Source organism: Planctopirus sp. SH287 (assembly GCF_056500625.1).
In genome coordinates, this window is sequence record NZ_CM151403.1 from 1,569,693 (window position 1) to 1,588,607 (window position 18,915).

Genomic DNA, 18,915 nt, shown 5'->3' on the forward strand with positions numbered 1-18,915 from the left:
GATCTCGATACTGCGGTCATCGGAACCGCAGTTGACCAACGAGTGTCTTCGTCCTGTTTTCACATTATTCACATGGTTGATTTGTAAGATCCCGGCTCAGCATCGTGGTGAGAATTACGCTCGCGGATGAGCGAGGACGGTTTGTATGAGTCAGCAAGACTTTCAAGCGAGTTTCTTTGATCTGCATCCCGCAGGGGATGTTTATGTGGCTACGATCAGTTGTAAACAACTGACGGAAGACGAAAACCTGGAACAGATGTCTCAGGAACTGCTTTCGATCATTGAGATTTTCAATTGTCGTAAGCTGGTGGTCAGCCTCGAACGTGTCACTTTCATGACCAGTGCGGCACTGGGGCGGTTAATCACGCTTCACCGCCGGCTTCATCGTAAAGACGGCAGGATGATTCTTGCTGCGGCCAATGGAGGAGTGGCAGATGTTCTGAAACTCAGCCGTTTGCAGGATTATTTTTCGATGGCGACGGATGTCCAATCCGGAGTCACGCAGTTGCAAGCCACATAAATAGTCGTCCTGATGGCTTATGCCGCTATGCCACGAGTTAGCTTCTCGTGAGAACAAGTCTGCCACGAGCGAACTTGTATCGATTTTATTGTGAGAGTTTTCGAGCATTATCAAGTTCGATGGCATAGCCATCGCCCTTACCATCGCGAATGACGATAATGTGATCACAATCTTGAAAGATGTTTTGTTCACATTGGAAAGCCGTTGTGTCCTTGAACTCTGATCTGCCCAGCCCCTCTTCTGTTGTTGATCATCTTCACCCCATGACGCCGGTTTATCCCGGCAGCCTGATTGTCATTGAAGGGATCGATGGGGCAGGAAAAGGAACCCAGACAGAACTGTTGCGAAATTCGCTGGGCACCTTGGGCCATGACGTCGTGGTCTTCAGCTTTCCCAGGTACCAGCAGACGTTTTTCGGCCAGCGCGTCGGGGACTTTCTCAATGGTCACTTCGGGTCAATGGAACAAGTCCACCCCTTCCTCGCATCACTGCTCTATGCGGGAGACCGTTTTGAAAGTCGCGGATTATTGATCCATGCACTTTCAGAGGGAAAGATTGTGCTTTGTGATCGCTACGTGACCTCTAATCTGGCACACCAGTTGATCAAAGCTCCTCTGCAAGAGCGTGATGAACTTAGACGCTGGATTGAACATGTCGAATATCAATTATTCGGCCTGCCACTCGCAGACCTGACATTGCTCCTCGACACGACGACGGAAACCGCGACTGATCTCATTGACCGGAAAGCCCCGCGCGAATACACAACATCTAAAGCGGACCTGCACGAATCCGATCAACCCTATCTTGAATCCGTTCTGCAGGAATATCGCAAGATGGCAGCAACCAGCCAAAATTGGCGAAAAATTGGTTGCCTGAGCGAACAGCAACTCCGGAGCAAGACGGAGATTGCACAGGATGTTCTTCAGCTAGTCACCCACTACCTTGATTCAAAATAGTGCCGCGTCGCGGCTTTGTCTTCGGGTTTATGTCGCCACAACGTCCTCCGTTGTCGGACTTAACAACAGAAAAAACGAATTTTATACTTTGACAATGCAATAGGTTGCGTCTGATTCAATTGGCACCTCAACGCTTGAATGAAGTGACAAACCGCAGGCAGTGCCGGGGATGGTAGAGACTGACAATGGACGAACTCGAAGCATCCATGGCCTCTGCGGCCCGCCCGTTCATTCCTCTCAATGAAATTGTCCCGGCAAAGCCACTTCCCTGTCCCATTGATCCTGACTTTCCCAGCCTGATTGTTTCACGACGGGATTGGATTGAACGTGTGCTGCGACCCTGGTGCGCAACCGCAGATCTCGCATCACTTCGTCTTGCCGAATTTCAATGGACTGATCTGGCAGGGCAAGTCAGTCCAAAACACACACTCTGGTGGTGGGCGTGGGAACGCTTTGGGGCCATCGTCCACCCCGAACTCGGGTTTGACGAAAGCCACCCCTGGCGCATGACGCTAAAAAATGGCTCAGAACATTCCGGCTACATCGATAACCGCCAAAGCCTGCGGGGAGAACTGATGCTCATTCATCGAGATCTGTTGGGGCAGCTGGAAGCTCTGGGGCCTTTTTCGCTGGAAGAGATCTCACAGATCGAAGCTGACAAACACGGTTCCTGAGATTGGCTCTTTTGCAGCAGGGCAGCATCAATTCTCATCAACCAGACGGACGTCACTGAGGCTGGGAGCATTCAAGGGAAGCGGTGTTTCTGGCGAGAGATGCAAACGATCTTCAGGGATCTGTGATACAGGAATGGCTTCGGTATGAGCCTCCTGCTGTGTGACGACAGCATCAGATGGCCCCATCATGACTCGGAATTTCTCGCTCGCGATCGAGAGTTCGTCCCCCGGCAGCAACGCTCCCCGAACCACCCGCTGGCCATTCACCTTCGTTCCATTAGTGCTTCCCAAGTCGCGAATGAAAAGCAGGCCATCCGTACGGACAATCAGACAGTGCAACTTAGAGATGCTCGATTTATCAATAAAAACATCACAGAGGTCTTCCTGCCGCCCAATTAACGTGATGTCACGTGTAATGGGAATCGCCGGGCCACCTTTGAGCGGCGTCAATTCGGCCTTCATGCTCTTTCTTTCTCCTGTGGAACGGCTGTGCATTGATATTGTCGTCACTCGCGAGGCACTGTCAATCACCCGATTTTTTCCCAAGATGATCAACCGCGTGTCTTTTGGGGGCGAAGGGAGGTGGAACAACTTTTTCTAGCTGAAATTCCTTCGGTCTGTGCGTGATATCGAACTTTCAGTTTCAGCCGGATACTCAATATGAGAATCGAGAGAATTGGCTGCCTGTTTCTGGTTGAGATCTGTTTCGTCGAGATTTTCGTCAGATAAAGCCGGCTGCTCGTTTTCGGCCACCTGTTGTTCGGCATCTGCCGGAAGACTGGCAAGCACCGGTTGGTCAATCGATCCCATCGAGGGTTGAACAGAAAGTGGTCGGAAGGTCGGTTCAACCACCCCTGAAGACATTTTGGGAACCGTGGCCAGAATTAACAGGCTGGCACAGCGTGCCAGGGTCGAGACCGCAAAGACCCATAAGTAAGCCTCGATTGTCACTCCCATCGAACGCAGCATCCCTGTCCCAATGAGCGATCCGACAAGCAATGCGGCGTTATTGGCCACGTTATAAATGGTCAGCGTTCCGGTACGTTCTTTTTCCGGAATGGCCTCCAGGAACAACAACGTGACAGCCAATTCATAGGCAGCCCAAGCCGTTCCCGCCAGCGCCTGGACGACAACTAACCATCCATAATGAAAACTGACATCCCAGGCCGCTGCCAGGGGGGTAATACAAATGGCACCAATCCACAGCAGTTGCTGTGCCCCCACCTTCTTGGCCAACCGTCCCCAGTAGGGGAGCGTCAAAAATTTGGCGACGAACGAGGTTCCAATCAGAATCACGTATTCCACATACGTTAAATGCAGTCCTTTGAGCATATAAGGGACAAAGAACGGCCCCGAAATACAGACACCGACTTGCATGCAAACGACAAACAGAAGCAGCCGCCCTGATCGTCCTTTTCCAAAGTCTCTGGCTCGTTGGAGAAACGGCGTGTCATCGGCTAGGTGAACCGGTTGTGGTTCCGTCTTACGAGAAAGGCAGACTGTCGAAATGAACCGGCTGATGCCAGCAATCAAAAATAGAAAAATAAATGCCTGAGTCCGAGACTCCCATGAGCTTCCCAGTTGAAGAATCAGTCCTCCAGTTAAAAAGCCCGCCAAAGTCATGGCTTGGCTGAATCGCGCCCGTTTGGCAAAAAAGTGGGCGCGAACAGAAGGCGGAACCACCGCCCCCATCCAGGTATTCCAGGCTGGCCCGGTGGCCAGACTCGTGGCCCAGTAAACGGAGGTAATGAACAAAGCCTGCCAGTGAGAAATGGTGCCTTGTGCCGCTGCGACTATCAGCGGAATGAAACAGGCCGCCTGAATCGAGGCATTCAGGATGACCCAGCGTTTATTCGATCCCAATACGCGAATCGCACTGGGTGACACCAGTTGCAACAAGCTGCCCACAAAGACCGGGACACTGGCGATCAACCCGGAAAAGACATCACCAAGTCCTGCTGCCAGAACAAAGGCGGGGACATAAGTTTCCCCGATCCCCACCATGACACCATACGACGCACCATCCCCCATACTGGCCGCCAGATTGCGGCGGACAGGCTGGTGCAAAGTTGGAGGAACTTCATCGCGGGCCACGGAACCGTTCGATACAACGGCAGTCATGACAGCTAGCTCGGCAAATTCATCGAGGGGGGCGTCAACGAATTATCGACGGCCAACTTTGGTGGAAGAGTCCCTCGATGCCACCGGCATGGGTTCTATCAGATCTTACCTGACTCGGAAAGTTACCCAAACTTCTATCGTTCAAGCTTCCCGACATTCTAACGGCAGATAACTGTCAAAACCCAAAACAATCAAACGTTCCTGGATGCGTTGCTGCCGGCTGGATGAGCTTTCTCCGGCTAAAATACCGCAGATCATGGTGCCAATCGCCACGACGGCAACTTGTGAAACCGTTCGCGGCACCCCCAGTTCACTCGTGTCGACAAAAATTTCATCCACACTGCAAAACTCACCGAACTTTTGACCGGCATAATGAAACTCGGCACCACAAAAGTCGGAACTCCACTCATAATCAAAGGGGCCAAACGTACGCCCCCGATGTCGCACCCAGATGCGGTTATCATCAATCACAAGAGCGTGTCGCGTCCCCATCAGTGAATCCTGAAGTGAAGAGGAACTCTTCAAAACAAAGATCACTGGTACGGAAATTCCTGAATTTAGAGAAGATCAAATCTCAGGCCACTGGGAATTCACGGCACAATCTTCGGGCGCACTTTTGGGATCAGCCAACATCGATATGAAGGCTTGATACAGGGGGCACCACAGATTTTTAGCGATTGTACGAAGCGTTTTGTTCCGCTGGATTTTTTTGATCGGGGGGGCGTTTCACCGACTGTTCATGGGTGGGACTCACCTTGATGGGCAATGGCAGTATCAGTCGGCACATGGCAGGAGCGAGGGGGCGGCAGCAAAATAATGACCGTAATTCCGATCGCAGCCAGAGCTCCCACCCCCCATTTCAGCAATTCTGCCAATGGACTGAAAAGGAGGGTCGCTCCTACGGTGAACGCCACAATGAGAATCGCGAAGCACTTGATCTTCACACTGACACCCCGGTCGCGATCCCATTTTCGCAGAATCTGTCCAGCAATGGGGCTTCGATAGAGCCACGCGTGCAGGGCCGGAGACGAACGGAAAAACAGATAGCTGGCCAAAAGCAAAAATGGTGTAGTCGGCAATCCCGGAAGAATCGCTCCGAGGAAAGCCAGGCCCACGCATAACCATCCCAGACACTGATAAATCACTCGCCAGAGCGGACTTTTGACAAGCGGAATCGAGCGGTTCTGATTCTCTTCGGAGCTTTCCCTGGATTGGGCTGGCAGGAGGGGCAACTGGTTCAATCTCTCGTCACAGCCATGGGGAATTTTCTCGAGTCGTTGAACGACCGCACCCTTCTCTGCCGGGATGACACGCCATGATCTGAGAGAAGGATTTGAAGTCACGATCGACACCATGGCTTCCGCAGGAGATTCTCCGGATGAAGGCTGTTTTGCGGTGTGGGTCTCACATTTCATTCCAGCCTCCCCACAATCCCGTCATCGATCGTGCCGAACTTTTAAAGTGTTTTTCAAATCACGTGGGAGTCACCACTTGTTTTGAACATGAAGGCCACTTCGTCAGTTTTAACAAAACAATCGTGCGACAGAGAGCGATAAAGCGTTTGGCGTTTTCTGACAGGCATCACCAGTTTAATGAAATGATTCAGGAATGCTTTCTCGAAGTGCTGGCGGTACTGGTTCTTTATTCAGCATCGGCCAGCAACACGCCTCTGTTCACGATAACGGTTGCCTGAACGGCTTTTCCTGCTGTCATCAGGCTTTTCTCTCATCAATCAGAGGAGAAAAGCCCGCTTCGTCCAGAAAAATAGAGGTTAATGACATGGCGTGGGCAATGAACGGGACGCTGGAAATAAGCGATTCGTTTCAAGGAATCTAAAAACTTCGAAGGAAATTTTAACCGGCAACAGGGTTCCACCCTTGCCTGCCGCGATTGCCTGATTATATTGACCGCGCTGAGCAGGCGATGCTCTGAATATCGCCCTGATTCAGTCTCTCTATTTCCGCATTTTTCGGTACACCAAAAATTCTTGAAATTCGTTCGATTGATGGGCCTTGACATCGGCACTTCGCTCGAATACCAGTGGCAGGAAAATCCTACTCCCCCAAAGGCAATTTGACCGATCGAAAAACGTGAGTTGACGTTCGACATATCGCTGCTTCGGGCAGGAACTTTGTGGACACAGGAACGACACCAATCAGGATTGAGGGTTCGTATTCATGAGCTTGGCCGTATCTTCGATTTCACCAAACAGTTTGAACCACCTCTTTGAAAATTCGCTGGCAACGGCCTTTGGAACATCTCTGTTTCCATCGCCGGTCTGCGCGCGAGATGACGACGAGGACGAAGACTTCGATGAAGACAGCGACGACGAAGAAGATGACGAAGTCGATGATCTTGACGAAGAAGATGTCGACGATCTGGATGATGATGATCTGGATGACTTCGACGACGACGATGACTTCGATGACGAATACGAAGACGAAGAAGAATTTGATGACGATAGCGACGACGATGATGACGATGACGACGACGAACTTGATGAAGACGATGATTACTAGTGCATTGTCAAAGTATAAAATTCGGGAATCTTCTGTTGTTAAGTCCGACAACGGAGGACGTTGCGGCGACATTAACCCGAAGGCAAAGCCGTGACACGGCACTAATCGTTGATCGCGTTGGGCTAATCGTGACTTCTTAGCGAAGGCACTTGTCCCTGATGGGGGCTTGTCCCTCCTGGATTTGTTGGTGAAGCAGGCATCACTGATTCTGCAAAACGTGGCTGGCACAGTTTAGTTTTGAAAGAACAGCAAGCCTGTTGTTTCACCTGCGCAAAAACATTCAAAGGAGAGTTGGTTTTACACCGGCTCTCCTTTGTTTTTTTGACTCGGTTCCTTCACCATGCCAGTGCCTTGGATATAACGCAGAATCTGATATCCCGCAGTTTTCGCATTTGGAATTCAGCATGACTTCACCACTTCGCCAACGCATCAACGAAGCAAAACAAGCGATTCTCAGCCGCTGGCAGGGGCAACCTGTGGTCGGCATGATTTTGGGCACAGGCCTGGGCGGCCTGGCTGAGCAGATTGAGCAGGAGGCCGCTATCCCTTATGCGGAGATCCCGCACTTCCCCACATCAACTGTGCAATCGCACGCGGGCCGACTGGTCTGCGGCAAGCTTCGTGGTGTTCCTGTTGTCGTGATGGAAGGTCGCTTCCACTACTATGAAGGCTATAGCCTTGAGCAGGTGACGTTCCCTGTTCGGGTGATGAAGGCGTTGGGAATTACAACACTTCTCGTGACCAATGCCGCCGGAGGGATCAATCCTCAGCTTGAGCTATCGGATGTGCTGATCATTGAAGACCACATCAACCTGATGCCTGAAAACCCCTTGCGTGGCCCCAATGACGAAGAACTGGGGCCTCGCTTCCCGGATATGAGCCACCCTTATGATCGCGAGCATCTCAGCACGGCTCGCGCTGTGGCACTGGAACTGGGGATTAATTGTCCCAAGGGTGTTTTCGTGGCTGTCAGCGGGCCGAATCTAGAGACTCGGGCTGAGTATCGCATGCTGAAGTTGATGGGAGCTGATGTCGTCGGAATGTCGACAGTTCCTGAAGTCCTTGTCGCAGTTCACTCGAACCTGCGCGTATTGGGATTTTCAGTTGTCACTGACCTGTGTCTTCCCGATGCACTGGAGCCGGTTGAGTTATCCAAGATTCTGGAAGTGGCCGCCAAAGGGGGGGCCAAGCTGGCAAAACTGATTCCTGAACTGTTGCCGCGTATTGCTCTCGCTCAGTAACGGCTTTGCCATTTGTCGCGACATCAACTCAAAATCTCCCATCGTGTATTATTGATGGGGTTTGGTTGATGTTGCGACTTCTTGCCGGGAACGAGGACTCCGTTGCGTTCCTGTTGGTTGTGATTCCTGTTTTTTCAGGATCACCACCAATTTTCGCCTGGAAGGCTTAATCGCGAGGCAGGCCGGGGGCGATATCGACAATCCGTGCGGAAGGCCGTTTCAGATCAATCACCACAGCTTGAGTTGATTCAGCCTTTGTGAAATTTCCGACGGCGTCACGAGCCACCACGCGGACAAAAACCTCGCTGGGGCCATTTGGTGGCAATTCCCACTGGAAGCTTCCCGTGTCAGGCCGCCAGTCGCTGATCATGTTCCAGGGGCCTCCCGGTGAAGGAGCGGCATAGAGAGAAATCGGAGCTTCAGCGATGTTGGCATCCTGCACTCTCCAGCGAATGATGATCTGATTTTGCTTGAGGCCAGTCCCTTGTTCGACTCCCTGAAGTTCCAGCGCAGGAGGAGTCTGATCAACTTTTACTAAGATCGAGGGGGGCATGCCGTTGACAGGGGGATCAGCTGACAGCCCTGCACCACTGCGAACCCGAATTTCAAATCCATAGACACCATCGTGCGGAACCTGCACATCAAAGGGGCTTTTGAGATCGGCATCTTCGCCATAACGATACCATTTCTGGCCGTTGTCCTGCGTGATGAAGAGTTCGACAGCTCCAATACCAGAAGGCCCCAGATCATCCACTCGATAAGCCAACTGAAATTTGCGTGTGGCGACGAGTTTCCCAGTGAAGTTTTTGTCAGCCGCAGCAATCGCGTTTGAAGCGCGGGGTGGACTGTTTTCTACTGCTGGCGGGTTATTTGGTAGCTGATCAAAGTTGTCACCCGGCAAGCCGTAAGGATTCTGCACAATGTCAGGACGAGACTGGACATCACTGGAGACAGGTCGTCCGATCAGGCCCATTTGTGGCTGAGACAAGGGGACACGGGGTGAAGGCTCGATCAATGGCCCGCCAAATCCGAGTGAAGAATTCCCCGGAGTGGTACTGGCAATCGGTTGCCTTAAGTCTGGTGTGGCAGCTTTTCCGGCCCCGTCAGCTCCGCGAACAGTGGATTGAACCGTTCCTCGCCCGGAGTTCCCCGCTCGATCCAGCACCGAACCACGCACTGCCACAATCCCTCCCTGAGGGACACTCCATGCGGTCTGACCGGTTGCTCGCGGCGCGACGCTCATGGCCTGCCACCCTGAAACTCCGGGCTGGGAATATTCCAGTTTCAGCGTTGATGGATCAAGATTCTGATCGTGCAAGTGCCAGGAAAGTTGAACTTTTCCTTGAGAAACTTCTTGTAATGAAAGATCAACACGAGGTTCTTGTGTATCAACAATGACCATCAGCCCCGGCTCAAACACACGGCCATTTGGTTGAAGTTGATTATCACCATCAAGAGTCTTGACCGAGAACCAGAACTCACCATCACCCGGTGACTGGTACTCAAATTTACCGATCTCCGGGTTGATCGCCTGAGCCAGATTCCATGTGGCTCCCTGATCAGAAGAGACGTAGAGCCTCAATTCCTGCGCATTCATTCGCTGAAGCGCTGCAGGGTCGACTTTGAAAGGGATTCGGAAACGGTTCTTGCTGGTGACGATGGGGTTGGCTGCCAGCGCAGACGTTGTCATCCCCGCCATCAGGCAGAAATACAAACACGCTTGAGCAAACCTCCCCATGTCGGGCCTCTTCGAGAACTCGTAATCTAGTGGAGCTTCAAACCCGATTTGGCAGGTTAAGCCTTAATCGACGTGCAGGCCAACAAGCCTGCGGCTGAGTTCAGCAACCTGTCAAAACGGAGTCGTCATTCCACTAGCGGGTCATATGTAATCGGAAAACAATTGTTCCGGAGCAGTCACAGATTCGATTCGTAAAACGAACTCGGTTGATGTTACTAGTGCATTGTCAAAGTATAAAATTCGGGTCTCTTCTGTTGTTAAGTCCGACAACGGAGGACGTTACGGCGACATCAACCTGAAGACAAAGCCGTGACACGGCACTAGACTCGGAAAAACTGCCACGGCCGCTAAACGTGGTACAGTTTCATATCGTCTGTTGACGGCCTATGACTTCATGCAAACCTCAATGTGATCTGATCATCGGGTGGTCATTGAGATGACATTGCCCTGTTAATGCCGACCAGATGCGCGCATGAGTGCAGACTTTCAGTCAATGGCGGTGGTTTATGCCGGAAAGAGCAGGCGTTCGTACTGAACTCTGCTATCGACGTCGCACTTCGGCATATTTTGCGACAAAAGTTGCGGCTCGGCGTTGCGCTTCTTCGGCATCTCCTGAGGCGGCCAACGCTTTATCCACCAAACTTGTGGCCAATCCGACGGCGGCAGCACCCGCGTCTACAAATGATTTCAGCGTTTCCAGCGTGACACCGCCGGTCGGGACAATCATCGCTTGCGGAAATGGCCGTGTGAGTGCCGAGAGAAAGGTGGGGCCTACCGCATCAGCAGGAAACAGTTTGACCATCGATGCCCCGGTTTCCAGCGCGGTGATCAACTCGGTGGGGCTGAGAATGCCGGGGAGGATCAGTTTGTCGTAACGATGGCTCAGCTTGATGGTTTCCAGATTCAATGACGGCGTAACCAGAAACTCGGCTCCAGCCAGAATGGCCAGTCGTGCCGTTTCCGGGTCAAGAATCGTTCCCGCGCCAACCAGCACGCGATCACCCAGTTCTCGACTCAACTGGCGAATAACATCCAGGGCGCCAGGAACTGTCATCGTAATTTCGATGACATCGATACCTCCTTTGGAGAGTCCATGGCACAGAGGAACAAGCGTGTCGGGCGCATCGGCCCGGAGGATCGCGACCAGACCAGACTCAAGAATCCGGGTAATACTGGAGTGACGACTCATATCCAACAATTCCTGGTCAAGATCAACATCAATTAAAGGGAGGCAATGACTCTCTCACGACTCAACCGAATGTCTCATCGAGTTTGACAGGCGAGAGTCATCTCAGCCCTGAGCGGCGTACCGTTCGGCATATTGAACAACCCATTGGTCAATACTGGTGCGGAATGTGACAGCATCGGCTTCATCAAGGAGGGCAAATTCATTTCGCCTGAGAATCTCTTTGTTCCGAATGGTTCCGCGAACCACAATATCAATGATTCGGGCCGCACTGTTGTAAGGACGCACCAGAACTTCGAGATAAGAATATAACTGTTGAACATCCCGTCGAGACGTTCCCGAAACGTCATCTCGACTGGCTCTGGCTCCCCAGCCATCCGGTGAGACCACGGTTTTGAAGTTGAATCCCGGAAAATGATCCACCATTTTTTTCATGGCCAATTCAATGTGATCGGACAACTCCAGCCGGAGTGCCCCGTGCTGCTGGCGGTAGTCTTCATCCGTACGAGCGGCTTTCGCCCGCTGACTCCCTTCTTCATCGCGCTGACGATTGCCGCGTTGAATGGCTTTCTCGAGGCGATCATCAAAATTCCCACTCATACGAAAGTTCGCCTGATTTGAAAGGGTGCGGATCCACCTGGGTTGGAGAGGCGGAGGACTCAGCGAAGGCAATTCACACAGATAAGTATTCTGAAAAACATGCTTGAGGCAACGAGTTGGTGCGAGATCTCTGGGAGAGTTTAGGAAAATCCTGTTTTTGACGGCCCGATTCCTGCCCAATCTCCTGATTTGTCGTGGGTAATTCACAATGCGCAGAAAAATACGAAAGAATTTGAGCTACCATTTCTTGGGTATGTTGGCGTCAGGGGCAAAAAAGTAAGGGTAATGCCTCAGACAATTAAAGGCCTTTCGGACAGAATGTTGCATTTTATCGACGTTAAAGTGGCATTTGTCGGGGACGGCGAGTTTTCCGATGTCCCGCTTAATTCCCTTGGTTGACCCAAAGGAATTATTTTTTGCTCGCGTTCACCGGCAAGACGAGCCATCTTCTTTTGAAAGATCGGGTATAAAGCGAAATGTTTGAAGTCGGGTGGCCTCCCTGGGCCACCGCACCGATGAAATATCTCAATGCAAGTCGCCGTAAGTCAAGTCATGGAAAACGCTTGACTTGCACTGAACGGCCAACAATGATCCCATATTCATGGTACCAGGGTTGAGAGACCACAGGTGCGGTGTTGATGATTGTTGCCGTTCATCAGGAAAACTTGTGATCGCAGAAGTTTTCTCGGGCCAATTCTGGCAGGTTCTCATCTACTAGCAGGAAATCCCATGTCGAGCACAAGACGTCTGGACATCGAAGAAGTTGGCGACGTGACCGTAGCTAAGTTTATCGACAGGAAAATTCTTGACGAAACCAATATCCAATTGATTGGCAATCAGATGTTCGGCCTCGTCGATGAGGATGGTCGCAAGAAGATCGTTCTCGATTTCTCGACGGTTGAGTATCTCTCAAGTGCTGCTCTTGGCAAACTGATCACGATGGACAAGAAGGTGAAGGCCGCACGCGGGAAGCTCCGTTTGTGTGCCATTCGTCCTGAAATTCTGGAAGTCTTCCAGATCACCCGTCTGGACAAAATTTTTGACATCAAGTCGACTCAGGAGCAGGCCCTGGAAGGGATCTGATCCCCGCAGAGCTGTCATTGGTGCGTAACGATCATCTCTTTGAGTCAATCAAGACGTCGAGCCTGACTTCGCGTTTGAATGCTCTGGGGGCTGAGTCATGGGGGATTTTCTGACAGGAAACGCCGTATGATCTTTTGGCGATTTCCCGTAAAGGAACTCCATAACACGTAACAATGGTGTGTTGAAGGGGTTGAAATAATCCTTGAGTCAATTTGGCATCAAGTGATTGGTTCAACCAAGCCCCGGATTATCCTCGACAGCAGTAGCGCCATGCCGATTTATGAAGAGTTTGAAATTCATATTCCCAGTGATACTGCGGAGGGACAGATTGTCCAGGAGCGGATTATTGCCGCTATGGAAACAGCTGAATTTTCCCCTCGTGATGTCTTTGGCATGAGGCTGGCGCTGGAGGAAGGGCTGGTAAACGCCATTAAGCATGGCAACCGAATGGATCCTGAAAAGCAGGTTCGCATTGCTTGCCACGTCAGTGATGTGCTGGCGCGTGTGGAGATTGAAGACCAGGGACCTGGTTTTGACTGGAGTGACGTTCCCGACCCGACGGCTGAAGAAAACCTGGAACGTCCTTGCGGCCGGGGAATCATGCTGATGAGAGCCTTCATGACGAAGGTGGAATACAACGAATCTGGCAACAAGGTGCTGTTGGAAAAACTACGGGTCGCTCCTGAGGAATAACGAAGTTTCTTCAATGTCCGCTGATTTCGACTTCGAGTCTGCTGGACGGTTGTGTAAAATCGTGGCAGCTCTATCGAGAAACAACTGGAGAATACAAGAATCAGAGTTTTTGTGACGGAGTGATTGAGTTTCCGCACTGGCTCTGATGCCTGAGGTTCTGGTTCCTCAAGACAAGCTCGATCCATCAGTTTGCGGGCAGTCTCCGATGACGTTGAAGTTCGATTTTCCCGGTGACGCAGAATTTACCAAGCTGATCAAACGCGATCGCGAGGCCAATCTCACGATCGCAGCATTGGAAATCGCTCGGGATGCCCAACCAGGGCTGGATTTTCAGCCCACTTTGGAATGGATCGGTCGACGGGCAAACGAAGTGCGTACTCTCATCGCCCATGCGGATCAACCGCGTGATCAATTGGAGGCTCTCGCGTCCTGTCTTTCAGGGACACATGGTCTGCATGGCACGACGAGTGCCTATGATCAGGCTGAAGCAAGTTATCTCAATCGGGTCATCAGCACCGGAACCGGTTTACCGATCAGTCTGTCTCTCGTCTGGCAGGAAGTGGCGCGAGCAGCGGGAATCTGGCTGGATGGCGTCTCGGCGCCCCTGCAGTTTTTATTGCGGATGGAAACCGATCTCGGTCCGCTCTTTATTGATGCGTTTCGAGGGGGAGTCATTCTTGACTGGGACGACTGCCTCCAGTGGCTTGTGGAACTCAGTGAGCTTGAGGCCAGCGAAATTGAACCCATGCTGACCCCTGCCCGACCACGAGAAGTCATCACACGAATGCTCAATAATTTGAAAGTTCTCCATGTGAAGCATGGGGATTGGGAGATGGCTCATCAGGTGCAGAAGCGTCTGACAGCGCTGTTGCCTGGCCGGTTTGACCAGCATCGGGATCTGGGGTTGATTGCTTTCAAAGCCAGGCATTATGGCTTGGCCGTACAACTGCTCGAAGATTGCCTGCGCACTTGTGAAGGGAGCGAACGCAGTGTTCTGACGCGTCATTGGCAGGAAGCTGTCCGTTGCCTATCCGAACGAAACTGAAACCGTTTGCTGAAGGTGGTCAGTTGATTGCCTTTGCGGGAAGTTCCGGGAATCGCTGTTCCAGGAAGGATTGAATCTCGAGGGGTTCAGCCATTCGCCCTCGCCCGATTTGGCCGCAACTTAACCACCCTTCTCCCGGCTCGATAATGAGCGCTCCATCATTCTTCAGGCGTTCGACGTTCCTCGCCACGCTGGGTTTCGCCCACATTTCGCAATTCATGGCGGGTGCCAGCACAAGGGGACAAGTGACTGTCAGTGCTAATGTGCTGACGAGATCTGGCGCGAAACCATGAGCAATCTGGGCCATGGTGTTGGCCGTTGCGGGAGCAATCAAATAGACGTTGGCTCGTTCTGCCAATCCAATATGTTCGCCTCGGAAATGTTCTTTGGGTTCAAACAGGTCTCGAATGACTGGCCGACCGGTTAATGCCTCAAAGGTGCTGGGGCCGATAAATTTTTCGGCAGCAGCGGTCATGACAACCGAAACGGCTGCTCCTCGTTGAACGAGTTTGCTACAGAGATCGGCCGTTTTATAAGCGGCAATTCCTCCTGTGACACCCAACAGAATTTCAAAGCGTGCCATGAGTCGATCCATGGAAGTTGTCAGTAGCCAATAAGAGATTGAGAGAAGTCCAACCACTCATCTCACTTCATTCTATCCTGTTTATCAGGGGGAAACTGGTTGTCGTTCCTGGCCTTGTCATAAAAAAACGGCGTCAGCGGTTTGTACGCTGACACCGTTTTTATGAATTGCCCAGTCAGCAGGTATTGGCAGCAAGACGGGATCATCCGTTGTGACACGATCAAGGGCGACGCAATCAAGGCAAGAGCGTCACCGGTAATCTTAGAGATCGTCAAGCGATGGGCCAGCATCCATCTCACGAGGCACGCTGGGCGCTGTCTGGAGGTTTCCAGACGCATCCAGGAAAATCTTGTCCTGGAGAATTTCCTGAACGACGACTTCCATGGGATTCTTGGTCTGAATTTCAACCAATGGACGAGCACCACGATTGAGTGCCACCATCCGCTTCTGAATCAGTGTGGAGAGCTTGAATCGCCCACCGACCTTACGGACGATGGCTTCTTCTTTCAGTTCTTCGAGCATAACGTAACCTCGTGTTCCAAAAGGCTGATGATGCGAGTGACTGCCAGTTCCAGGTCGTCATTAACAACCTGGTGTCGATATTTCTCGGCTTGCGCAAGTTCATGATGAGCTTGCCGCAAGCGTCGCTGGATGGTTTCTTCGGAGTCTGTTCCTCGACCGCGAAGTCGTTGTTCAAAAATTTCTGGTGAAGGGGTCTTCAGGAAAATTGTAATCGCATCCGGAAAAAGCTGCATGACATGCAAGGCTCCTTCCACATCAATTTCCAGAAATGACCAGGAGTTCAGGCGTCGGGCACGGTCAACCTCTGATAACAATGTTCCGTACCAGTAACCGGCCCCGTAAACCTCAGCTGTTTCAACAAATTCGCCTTTGGCCTGACTGGCCTGAAACTGCTCATGCGTCAGAAAGTAATAGTCTTCCCCATCCTGCTCTCCTTTGCGGGGAGGGCGCGTCGTGGCGGAAATGGCCTTGACGATCGGGACAGGCGACCGACGGATCAGTTGATTGACGATCGTTGTTTTGCCACTGCCGCTGGGGCCAGACAAGACCACCACACGGAACGGCACGCTGGAGGCCGCGGAGGATGTTTCCGGTGCCTTGATCATGACTTGCTGATCCTGTTGGCCATGAAAGGTGGAAATAGTGAGACCCAGAACAAATGAAATAGGAACAGTCGTCTTGAAACTCGACGTGAGCTTCAGAGCAAGTTGACCCCGGTGAACGTTTTACTCCACGTTTTGAATCACTTCACGCATCCGCTCCAAAGCAGCTTTCATTTCAACCACGCAATGAGCAATTGAGGCCTGGTTGGCTTTCGAGCCGATGGTGTTAATCTCTCGGAACATTTCCTGTAGCAGAAACTCAATCTTTCGCCCTTGCGATGTCGCATCTGCCAGATATTTTTCAAACTGTTGAAAATGGCTCGCCAAACGGGCTAATTCTTCGTTGATATCGCACTTGTCGGCAAACAGGCTGACTTCCCGAATCACATCAGCGGGAGTGACCGTCGATGAGGTGGATGCCAGCAGTTGGTTGACCCGCTCCAGAAGCTTATCGCGATATTCGCTGATCACACGGGGCGCTGAATCGGCGACAGTCTGCACCTGTGAAGTAATGGTTTCCTGACTTTTGCAGAGGTCCGCCTGCATGGCAGCTCCCTCACGGATACGGAAGGCTTCAAACTCGGAGAGTGCCCGTGCCAAAGCTTCCTTCAGCAGACTCGCATGACAATTGGTTTCCTGATCATCTTGAGTGTCATCACTCAGCACACCAGGCAACATCAACAGTTCAGAAAGACGTGGTGGTTTGGCTTTGAGGTCTTTGGCCAGAGGAGTAAGCTGAGTCCAATACGCCTTAAGGACTTCCGGTTGAATTCGTGTTGTCGGGAGTCCCCCGTGGTTTTCCAGTCGGACACTGACATTGAGCGTTCCCCGGGAGATCTTCTCCCGTAGTAACTTTTCCACATCAGGTTCAAAGCTTGAAAGCCGGTCAGGACAGCGCAGTGCCAACTTGAAATATCGATTATTGACAGAACGGATTTCCACTGAAATCCGACTCGTTCCCGATTCCGCGGCACCAAGGCCGATTCCCGTCATGCTGAGAAGCAACGAATACTACCTTGAACTAAGACCATGAAGACCAATGCGGCTTTGGGCGTTTGCATCGCCCAAAGCCGCTGAATTTGGCCAGATTGATAAGCTGTGGTTAACCGACTTTTCCAAATGGGTGCCGTCACCAAAACCCGATTAAGGCTGAGGAGCTTCTGCCGGGGTTCCAGTTTCTTTGGCAGCAGGTGTTTCCACCTTGGGATCTTCAGCGGGCTTTTCTGGTGTTGGCGACACTGTAGAAGCTGGAGATTCCGTTTTGACAGCGGGTTCTGTACCGGTTGGTGCATCGACAGGATTGGTTGCTGCTGGGTTAGCTGTTGCTGGAGTCGTATTGCTTTCGAGAGGAGCGACTGTCGCTCCATTGCCAGCAGAGGGATTTCCTTCTGGTGCTTCAGGATCAGCCGGCTTATTCGGTGCCTCTAGTGAGGAGGCCGAGGGGGATGTCACAGCGCGGGAGCCACCTGTGTAGTGGTTGTCTGACATCAGGAAGACGCAAAGTCCGGCGAGAATGAACCAGAACGAAGCCATCGCAATCGTGATGCGCGTGAACATGTCACCGGCTTTTGTGCCAAATGCACTCTGGCCTCCTGCTCCACCCAAAGCCCCAGCCAACCCACCACCGCGGCCACGCTGCAGCAGGATAACAGCAATCATCAGAAAGCTGACGAAACCGAGCAAGGACATCAGAAAGTAAATGAAATACGACATGCTGATCTTTCGAAGCTTCCACCAGATCCATCAAGGCGGCTGAACGACACAAATATACCGACAGCGACCGAACTTGTGCAGTCCAGCGAGGAAAAGTCACCGGGCAACTCATGCTGACGGGTGACAACACCTTCAGCAGGCAGCGGCACACTTGGCCGCAGCCTGCAGAATGGGCCCAAACTGAGCGGCCGTCAAGCTGGCACCACCGACGAGAGCGCCGTCAACGTTAGGCTGCGACAGCAGAATTTCTGCATTGTCGGCCTTCACGCTGCCGCCGTAAAGGATACGCACGCCATCAGCGACTTTGGCTCCATATTGCTTGGTCAGCCAGCCGCGAATGAAGGCGTGAGCACCTTCAGCCTGCTCAGGGGAAGCGGTAACACCTGTCCCGATAGCCCAGACGGGTTCGTAGGCAATGACAATCTGCCCCATCACCGCCGCATCAAGGTTCGCTAGGCCGCCAGAGAGTTGCGTTTCTAAAACCGTCTCAGTCCGGCCACCTTGACGGTCTTCAAGCAGTTCACCAATACAGAAAATGACACCCAGATCTTCAGAAGTGGCGGCTGCGATCTTTTTATTGATCAGTTCGTCCTTTTCACCCAGGATCTGGCGACGCTCACTGTGGCCCAGAATGACCCAGGCGCAGCCAATATCCTTTAGCATTTCGACGGCGACTTCACCAGTAAAAGCACCTGGGGCAGCAAACCAGACATTTTGAGCACCCAGCGTCACCTTCGAGCCTTGCAGCTCTTCCTTGATGCTAGGCAGGTATGGAAATGGTGGGCAGACAGCGACATCAATCGTATCACCCAGGCGAGTGGCTTCCGCAGCAACGGCCTTTGCCAGCTCTTTTCCGCTGGCGAGATTCGTATTCATCTTCCAGTTGCCAGCTACAAACAGGCGACGCATAGCGGAGTCCTCGTTCGACTTAAGACAAAAGCTTCTGTAATCAATGTCGATGTCCGGGAAGGATCATCGCCTGACCGGTATTTGATTTGATGAGAGGTCAATCACCGATCTGCAATTTTTAATCTACAAACATCGTTGCGATGCTAACTGGAAAACAGAGACGTGCCCAACTCTTTGGCGCCCCACTGTGATCAGAGGCATCATCCTTTA

At 52.0% G+C, this 18,915-nt stretch carries 22 protein-coding genes; 9 read left to right on the top strand and 13 right to left on the bottom strand.

All coding sequences use genetic code 11. The annotated features are described in order from the left end of the window. The first annotated feature begins 145 nt into the window (after positions 1 to 145). From SH287x_RS05890 to SH287x_RS05900, 3 genes are all read left to right on the top strand, one after another. Positions 146 to 520: an STAS domain-containing protein gene (locus SH287x_RS05890; RefSeq protein WP_479517615.1), complete on the top strand. Its 375-nt coding sequence runs from the start codon at positions 146 to 148 to the stop codon at positions 518 to 520. Positions 521 to 726: 206 nt separating this feature from the next. Continuing rightward, positions 727 to 1,476 (top strand): dTMP kinase, encoded by a 750-nt coding sequence (locus tag SH287x_RS05895; RefSeq protein ID WP_479517617.1) that lies wholly within the window; start codon positions 727 to 729, stop codon positions 1,474 to 1,476. A gap of 185 nt (positions 1,477 to 1,661) precedes the next feature. Next, a complete protein-coding gene (locus SH287x_RS05900; RefSeq protein WP_479517619.1) occupies positions 1,662 to 2,150 on the top strand; it encodes a hypothetical protein in 489 nt (162 codons plus the stop codon). Between the two features lie 27 nt (positions 2,151 to 2,177). On the opposite strand, the gene SH287x_RS05905 is transcribed toward SH287x_RS05900, so the two are convergent. The 4 genes from SH287x_RS05905 to SH287x_RS05920 form a co-directional block, all read right to left on the bottom strand. Next, positions 2,178 to 2,612 (bottom strand): FHA domain-containing protein, encoded by a 435-nt coding sequence (locus SH287x_RS05905; RefSeq protein ID WP_479517621.1) that lies wholly within the window; start codon positions 2,610 to 2,612, stop codon positions 2,178 to 2,180. Between the two features lie 135 nt (positions 2,613 to 2,747). Beyond that, positions 2,748 to 4,271, bottom strand: a complete 1,524-nt coding sequence (locus tag SH287x_RS05910; protein ID WP_479517623.1) for an MFS transporter — start codon at positions 4,269 to 4,271, stop codon at positions 2,748 to 2,750. A gap of 141 nt (positions 4,272 to 4,412) precedes the next feature. Further along, positions 4,413 to 4,763 carry a hypothetical protein gene (locus SH287x_RS05915; RefSeq protein WP_479517625.1) on the bottom strand — a complete coding sequence of 117 codons (351 nt, stop codon included), beginning with the start codon at positions 4,761 to 4,763 and terminating at the stop codon, positions 4,413 to 4,415. Between the two features lie 245 nt (positions 4,764 to 5,008). Next, positions 5,009 to 5,686, bottom strand: coding sequence for a YbaN family protein (locus tag SH287x_RS05920; RefSeq protein WP_479517627.1), 678 nt, complete (start codon positions 5,684 to 5,686; stop codon positions 5,009 to 5,011). 193 nt (positions 5,687 to 5,879) lie between these two features. On the opposite strand from SH287x_RS05920, the gene SH287x_RS05925 reads away from it, so the two are divergent. The 3 genes from SH287x_RS05925 (at position 5,880) to SH287x_RS05935 (ending at position 8,031) form a co-directional block, all read left to right on the top strand. After that, the gene (locus SH287x_RS05925) at positions 5,880 to 6,107 is read left to right on the top strand and encodes a hypothetical protein (protein ID WP_479517629.1); all 228 of its coding nucleotides are present in this window, start codon (positions 5,880 to 5,882) and stop codon (positions 6,105 to 6,107) included. A gap of 341 nt (positions 6,108 to 6,448) precedes the next feature. Continuing rightward, positions 6,449 to 6,790, top strand: a complete 342-nt coding sequence (locus tag SH287x_RS05930; protein WP_479517631.1) for a hypothetical protein — start codon at positions 6,449 to 6,451, stop codon at positions 6,788 to 6,790. A 404-nt stretch (positions 6,791 to 7,194) separates the two neighbouring features. Then, complete coding sequence (locus SH287x_RS05935) at positions 7,195 to 8,031, top strand: purine-nucleoside phosphorylase (RefSeq protein WP_479517633.1); 837 nt, start codon at positions 7,195 to 7,197, stop codon at positions 8,029 to 8,031. Between the two features lie 166 nt (positions 8,032 to 8,197). Here the strand turns inward: SH287x_RS05935 and SH287x_RS05940 are convergent, their stop codons facing one another. From SH287x_RS05940 to SH287x_RS05950, 3 genes are all read right to left on the bottom strand, one after another. Next, positions 8,198 to 9,721 carry a hypothetical protein gene (locus SH287x_RS05940; RefSeq protein WP_479517635.1) on the bottom strand — a complete coding sequence of 508 codons (1,524 nt, stop codon included), beginning with the start codon at positions 9,719 to 9,721 and terminating at the stop codon, positions 8,198 to 8,200. A 589-nt stretch (positions 9,722 to 10,310) separates the two neighbouring features. After that, entirely contained in the window at positions 10,311 to 10,958 is a 648-nt protein-coding gene (locus SH287x_RS05945) for a bifunctional 4-hydroxy-2-oxoglutarate aldolase/2-dehydro-3-deoxy-phosphogluconate aldolase (RefSeq protein WP_479517637.1), read from the bottom strand. Between the two features lie 102 nt (positions 10,959 to 11,060). Continuing rightward, on the bottom strand, positions 11,061 to 11,555 hold the full coding sequence (locus tag SH287x_RS05950; RefSeq protein WP_479517639.1) for a hypothetical protein: 495 nt from the start codon (positions 11,553 to 11,555) through the stop codon (positions 11,061 to 11,063). Between the two features lie 729 nt (positions 11,556 to 12,284). On the opposite strand from SH287x_RS05950, the gene SH287x_RS05955 reads away from it, so the two are divergent. From SH287x_RS05955 to SH287x_RS05965, 3 genes are all read left to right on the top strand, one after another. Continuing rightward, positions 12,285 to 12,638 carry an STAS domain-containing protein gene (locus SH287x_RS05955; protein WP_479517641.1) on the top strand — a complete coding sequence of 118 codons (354 nt, stop codon included), beginning with the start codon at positions 12,285 to 12,287 and terminating at the stop codon, positions 12,636 to 12,638. A gap of 270 nt (positions 12,639 to 12,908) precedes the next feature. Then, on the top strand, positions 12,909 to 13,331 hold the full coding sequence (locus SH287x_RS05960) for an ATP-binding protein (RefSeq protein WP_479517643.1): 423 nt from the start codon (positions 12,909 to 12,911) through the stop codon (positions 13,329 to 13,331). A 205-nt stretch (positions 13,332 to 13,536) separates the two neighbouring features. Then, a complete protein-coding gene (locus SH287x_RS05965; protein ID WP_479517645.1) occupies positions 13,537 to 14,376 on the top strand; it encodes a SirB1 family protein in 840 nt (279 codons plus the stop codon). A gap of 19 nt (positions 14,377 to 14,395) precedes the next feature. Here the strand turns inward: SH287x_RS05965 and SH287x_RS05970 are convergent, their stop codons facing one another. The 6 genes from SH287x_RS05970 to tpiA form a co-directional block, all read right to left on the bottom strand. Continuing rightward, a complete protein-coding gene (locus SH287x_RS05970) occupies positions 14,396 to 14,959 on the bottom strand; it encodes a flavoprotein (RefSeq protein WP_479517647.1) in 564 nt (187 codons plus the stop codon). A gap of 261 nt (positions 14,960 to 15,220) precedes the next feature. Next, positions 15,221 to 15,481, bottom strand: a complete 261-nt coding sequence (locus SH287x_RS05975; RefSeq protein ID WP_479517649.1) for a DNA-directed RNA polymerase subunit omega — start codon at positions 15,479 to 15,481, stop codon at positions 15,221 to 15,223. Next, positions 15,466 to 16,086, bottom strand: a complete 621-nt coding sequence (gene gmk, locus SH287x_RS05980) for a guanylate kinase (RefSeq protein WP_479517651.1) — start codon at positions 16,084 to 16,086, stop codon at positions 15,466 to 15,468. Before gmk ends, SH287x_RS05975 begins: the two co-directional genes overlap by 16 nt. 120 nt (positions 16,087 to 16,206) lie before the next feature. Continuing rightward, positions 16,207 to 17,088 (bottom strand): YicC/YloC family endoribonuclease, encoded by an 882-nt coding sequence (locus SH287x_RS05985; protein WP_479517653.1) that lies wholly within the window; start codon positions 17,086 to 17,088, stop codon positions 16,207 to 16,209. Between the two features lie 138 nt (positions 17,089 to 17,226). Then, on the bottom strand, positions 17,227 to 17,796 hold the full coding sequence (secG, locus tag SH287x_RS05990) for a preprotein translocase subunit SecG (protein ID WP_479517655.1): 570 nt from the start codon (positions 17,794 to 17,796) through the stop codon (positions 17,227 to 17,229). 132 nt (positions 17,797 to 17,928) lie between these two features. Continuing rightward, entirely contained in the window at positions 17,929 to 18,705 is a 777-nt protein-coding gene (tpiA, locus tag SH287x_RS05995) for a triose-phosphate isomerase (RefSeq protein ID WP_479517657.1), read from the bottom strand. Between the last annotated feature and the right edge of the window lie 210 nt (positions 18,706 to 18,915).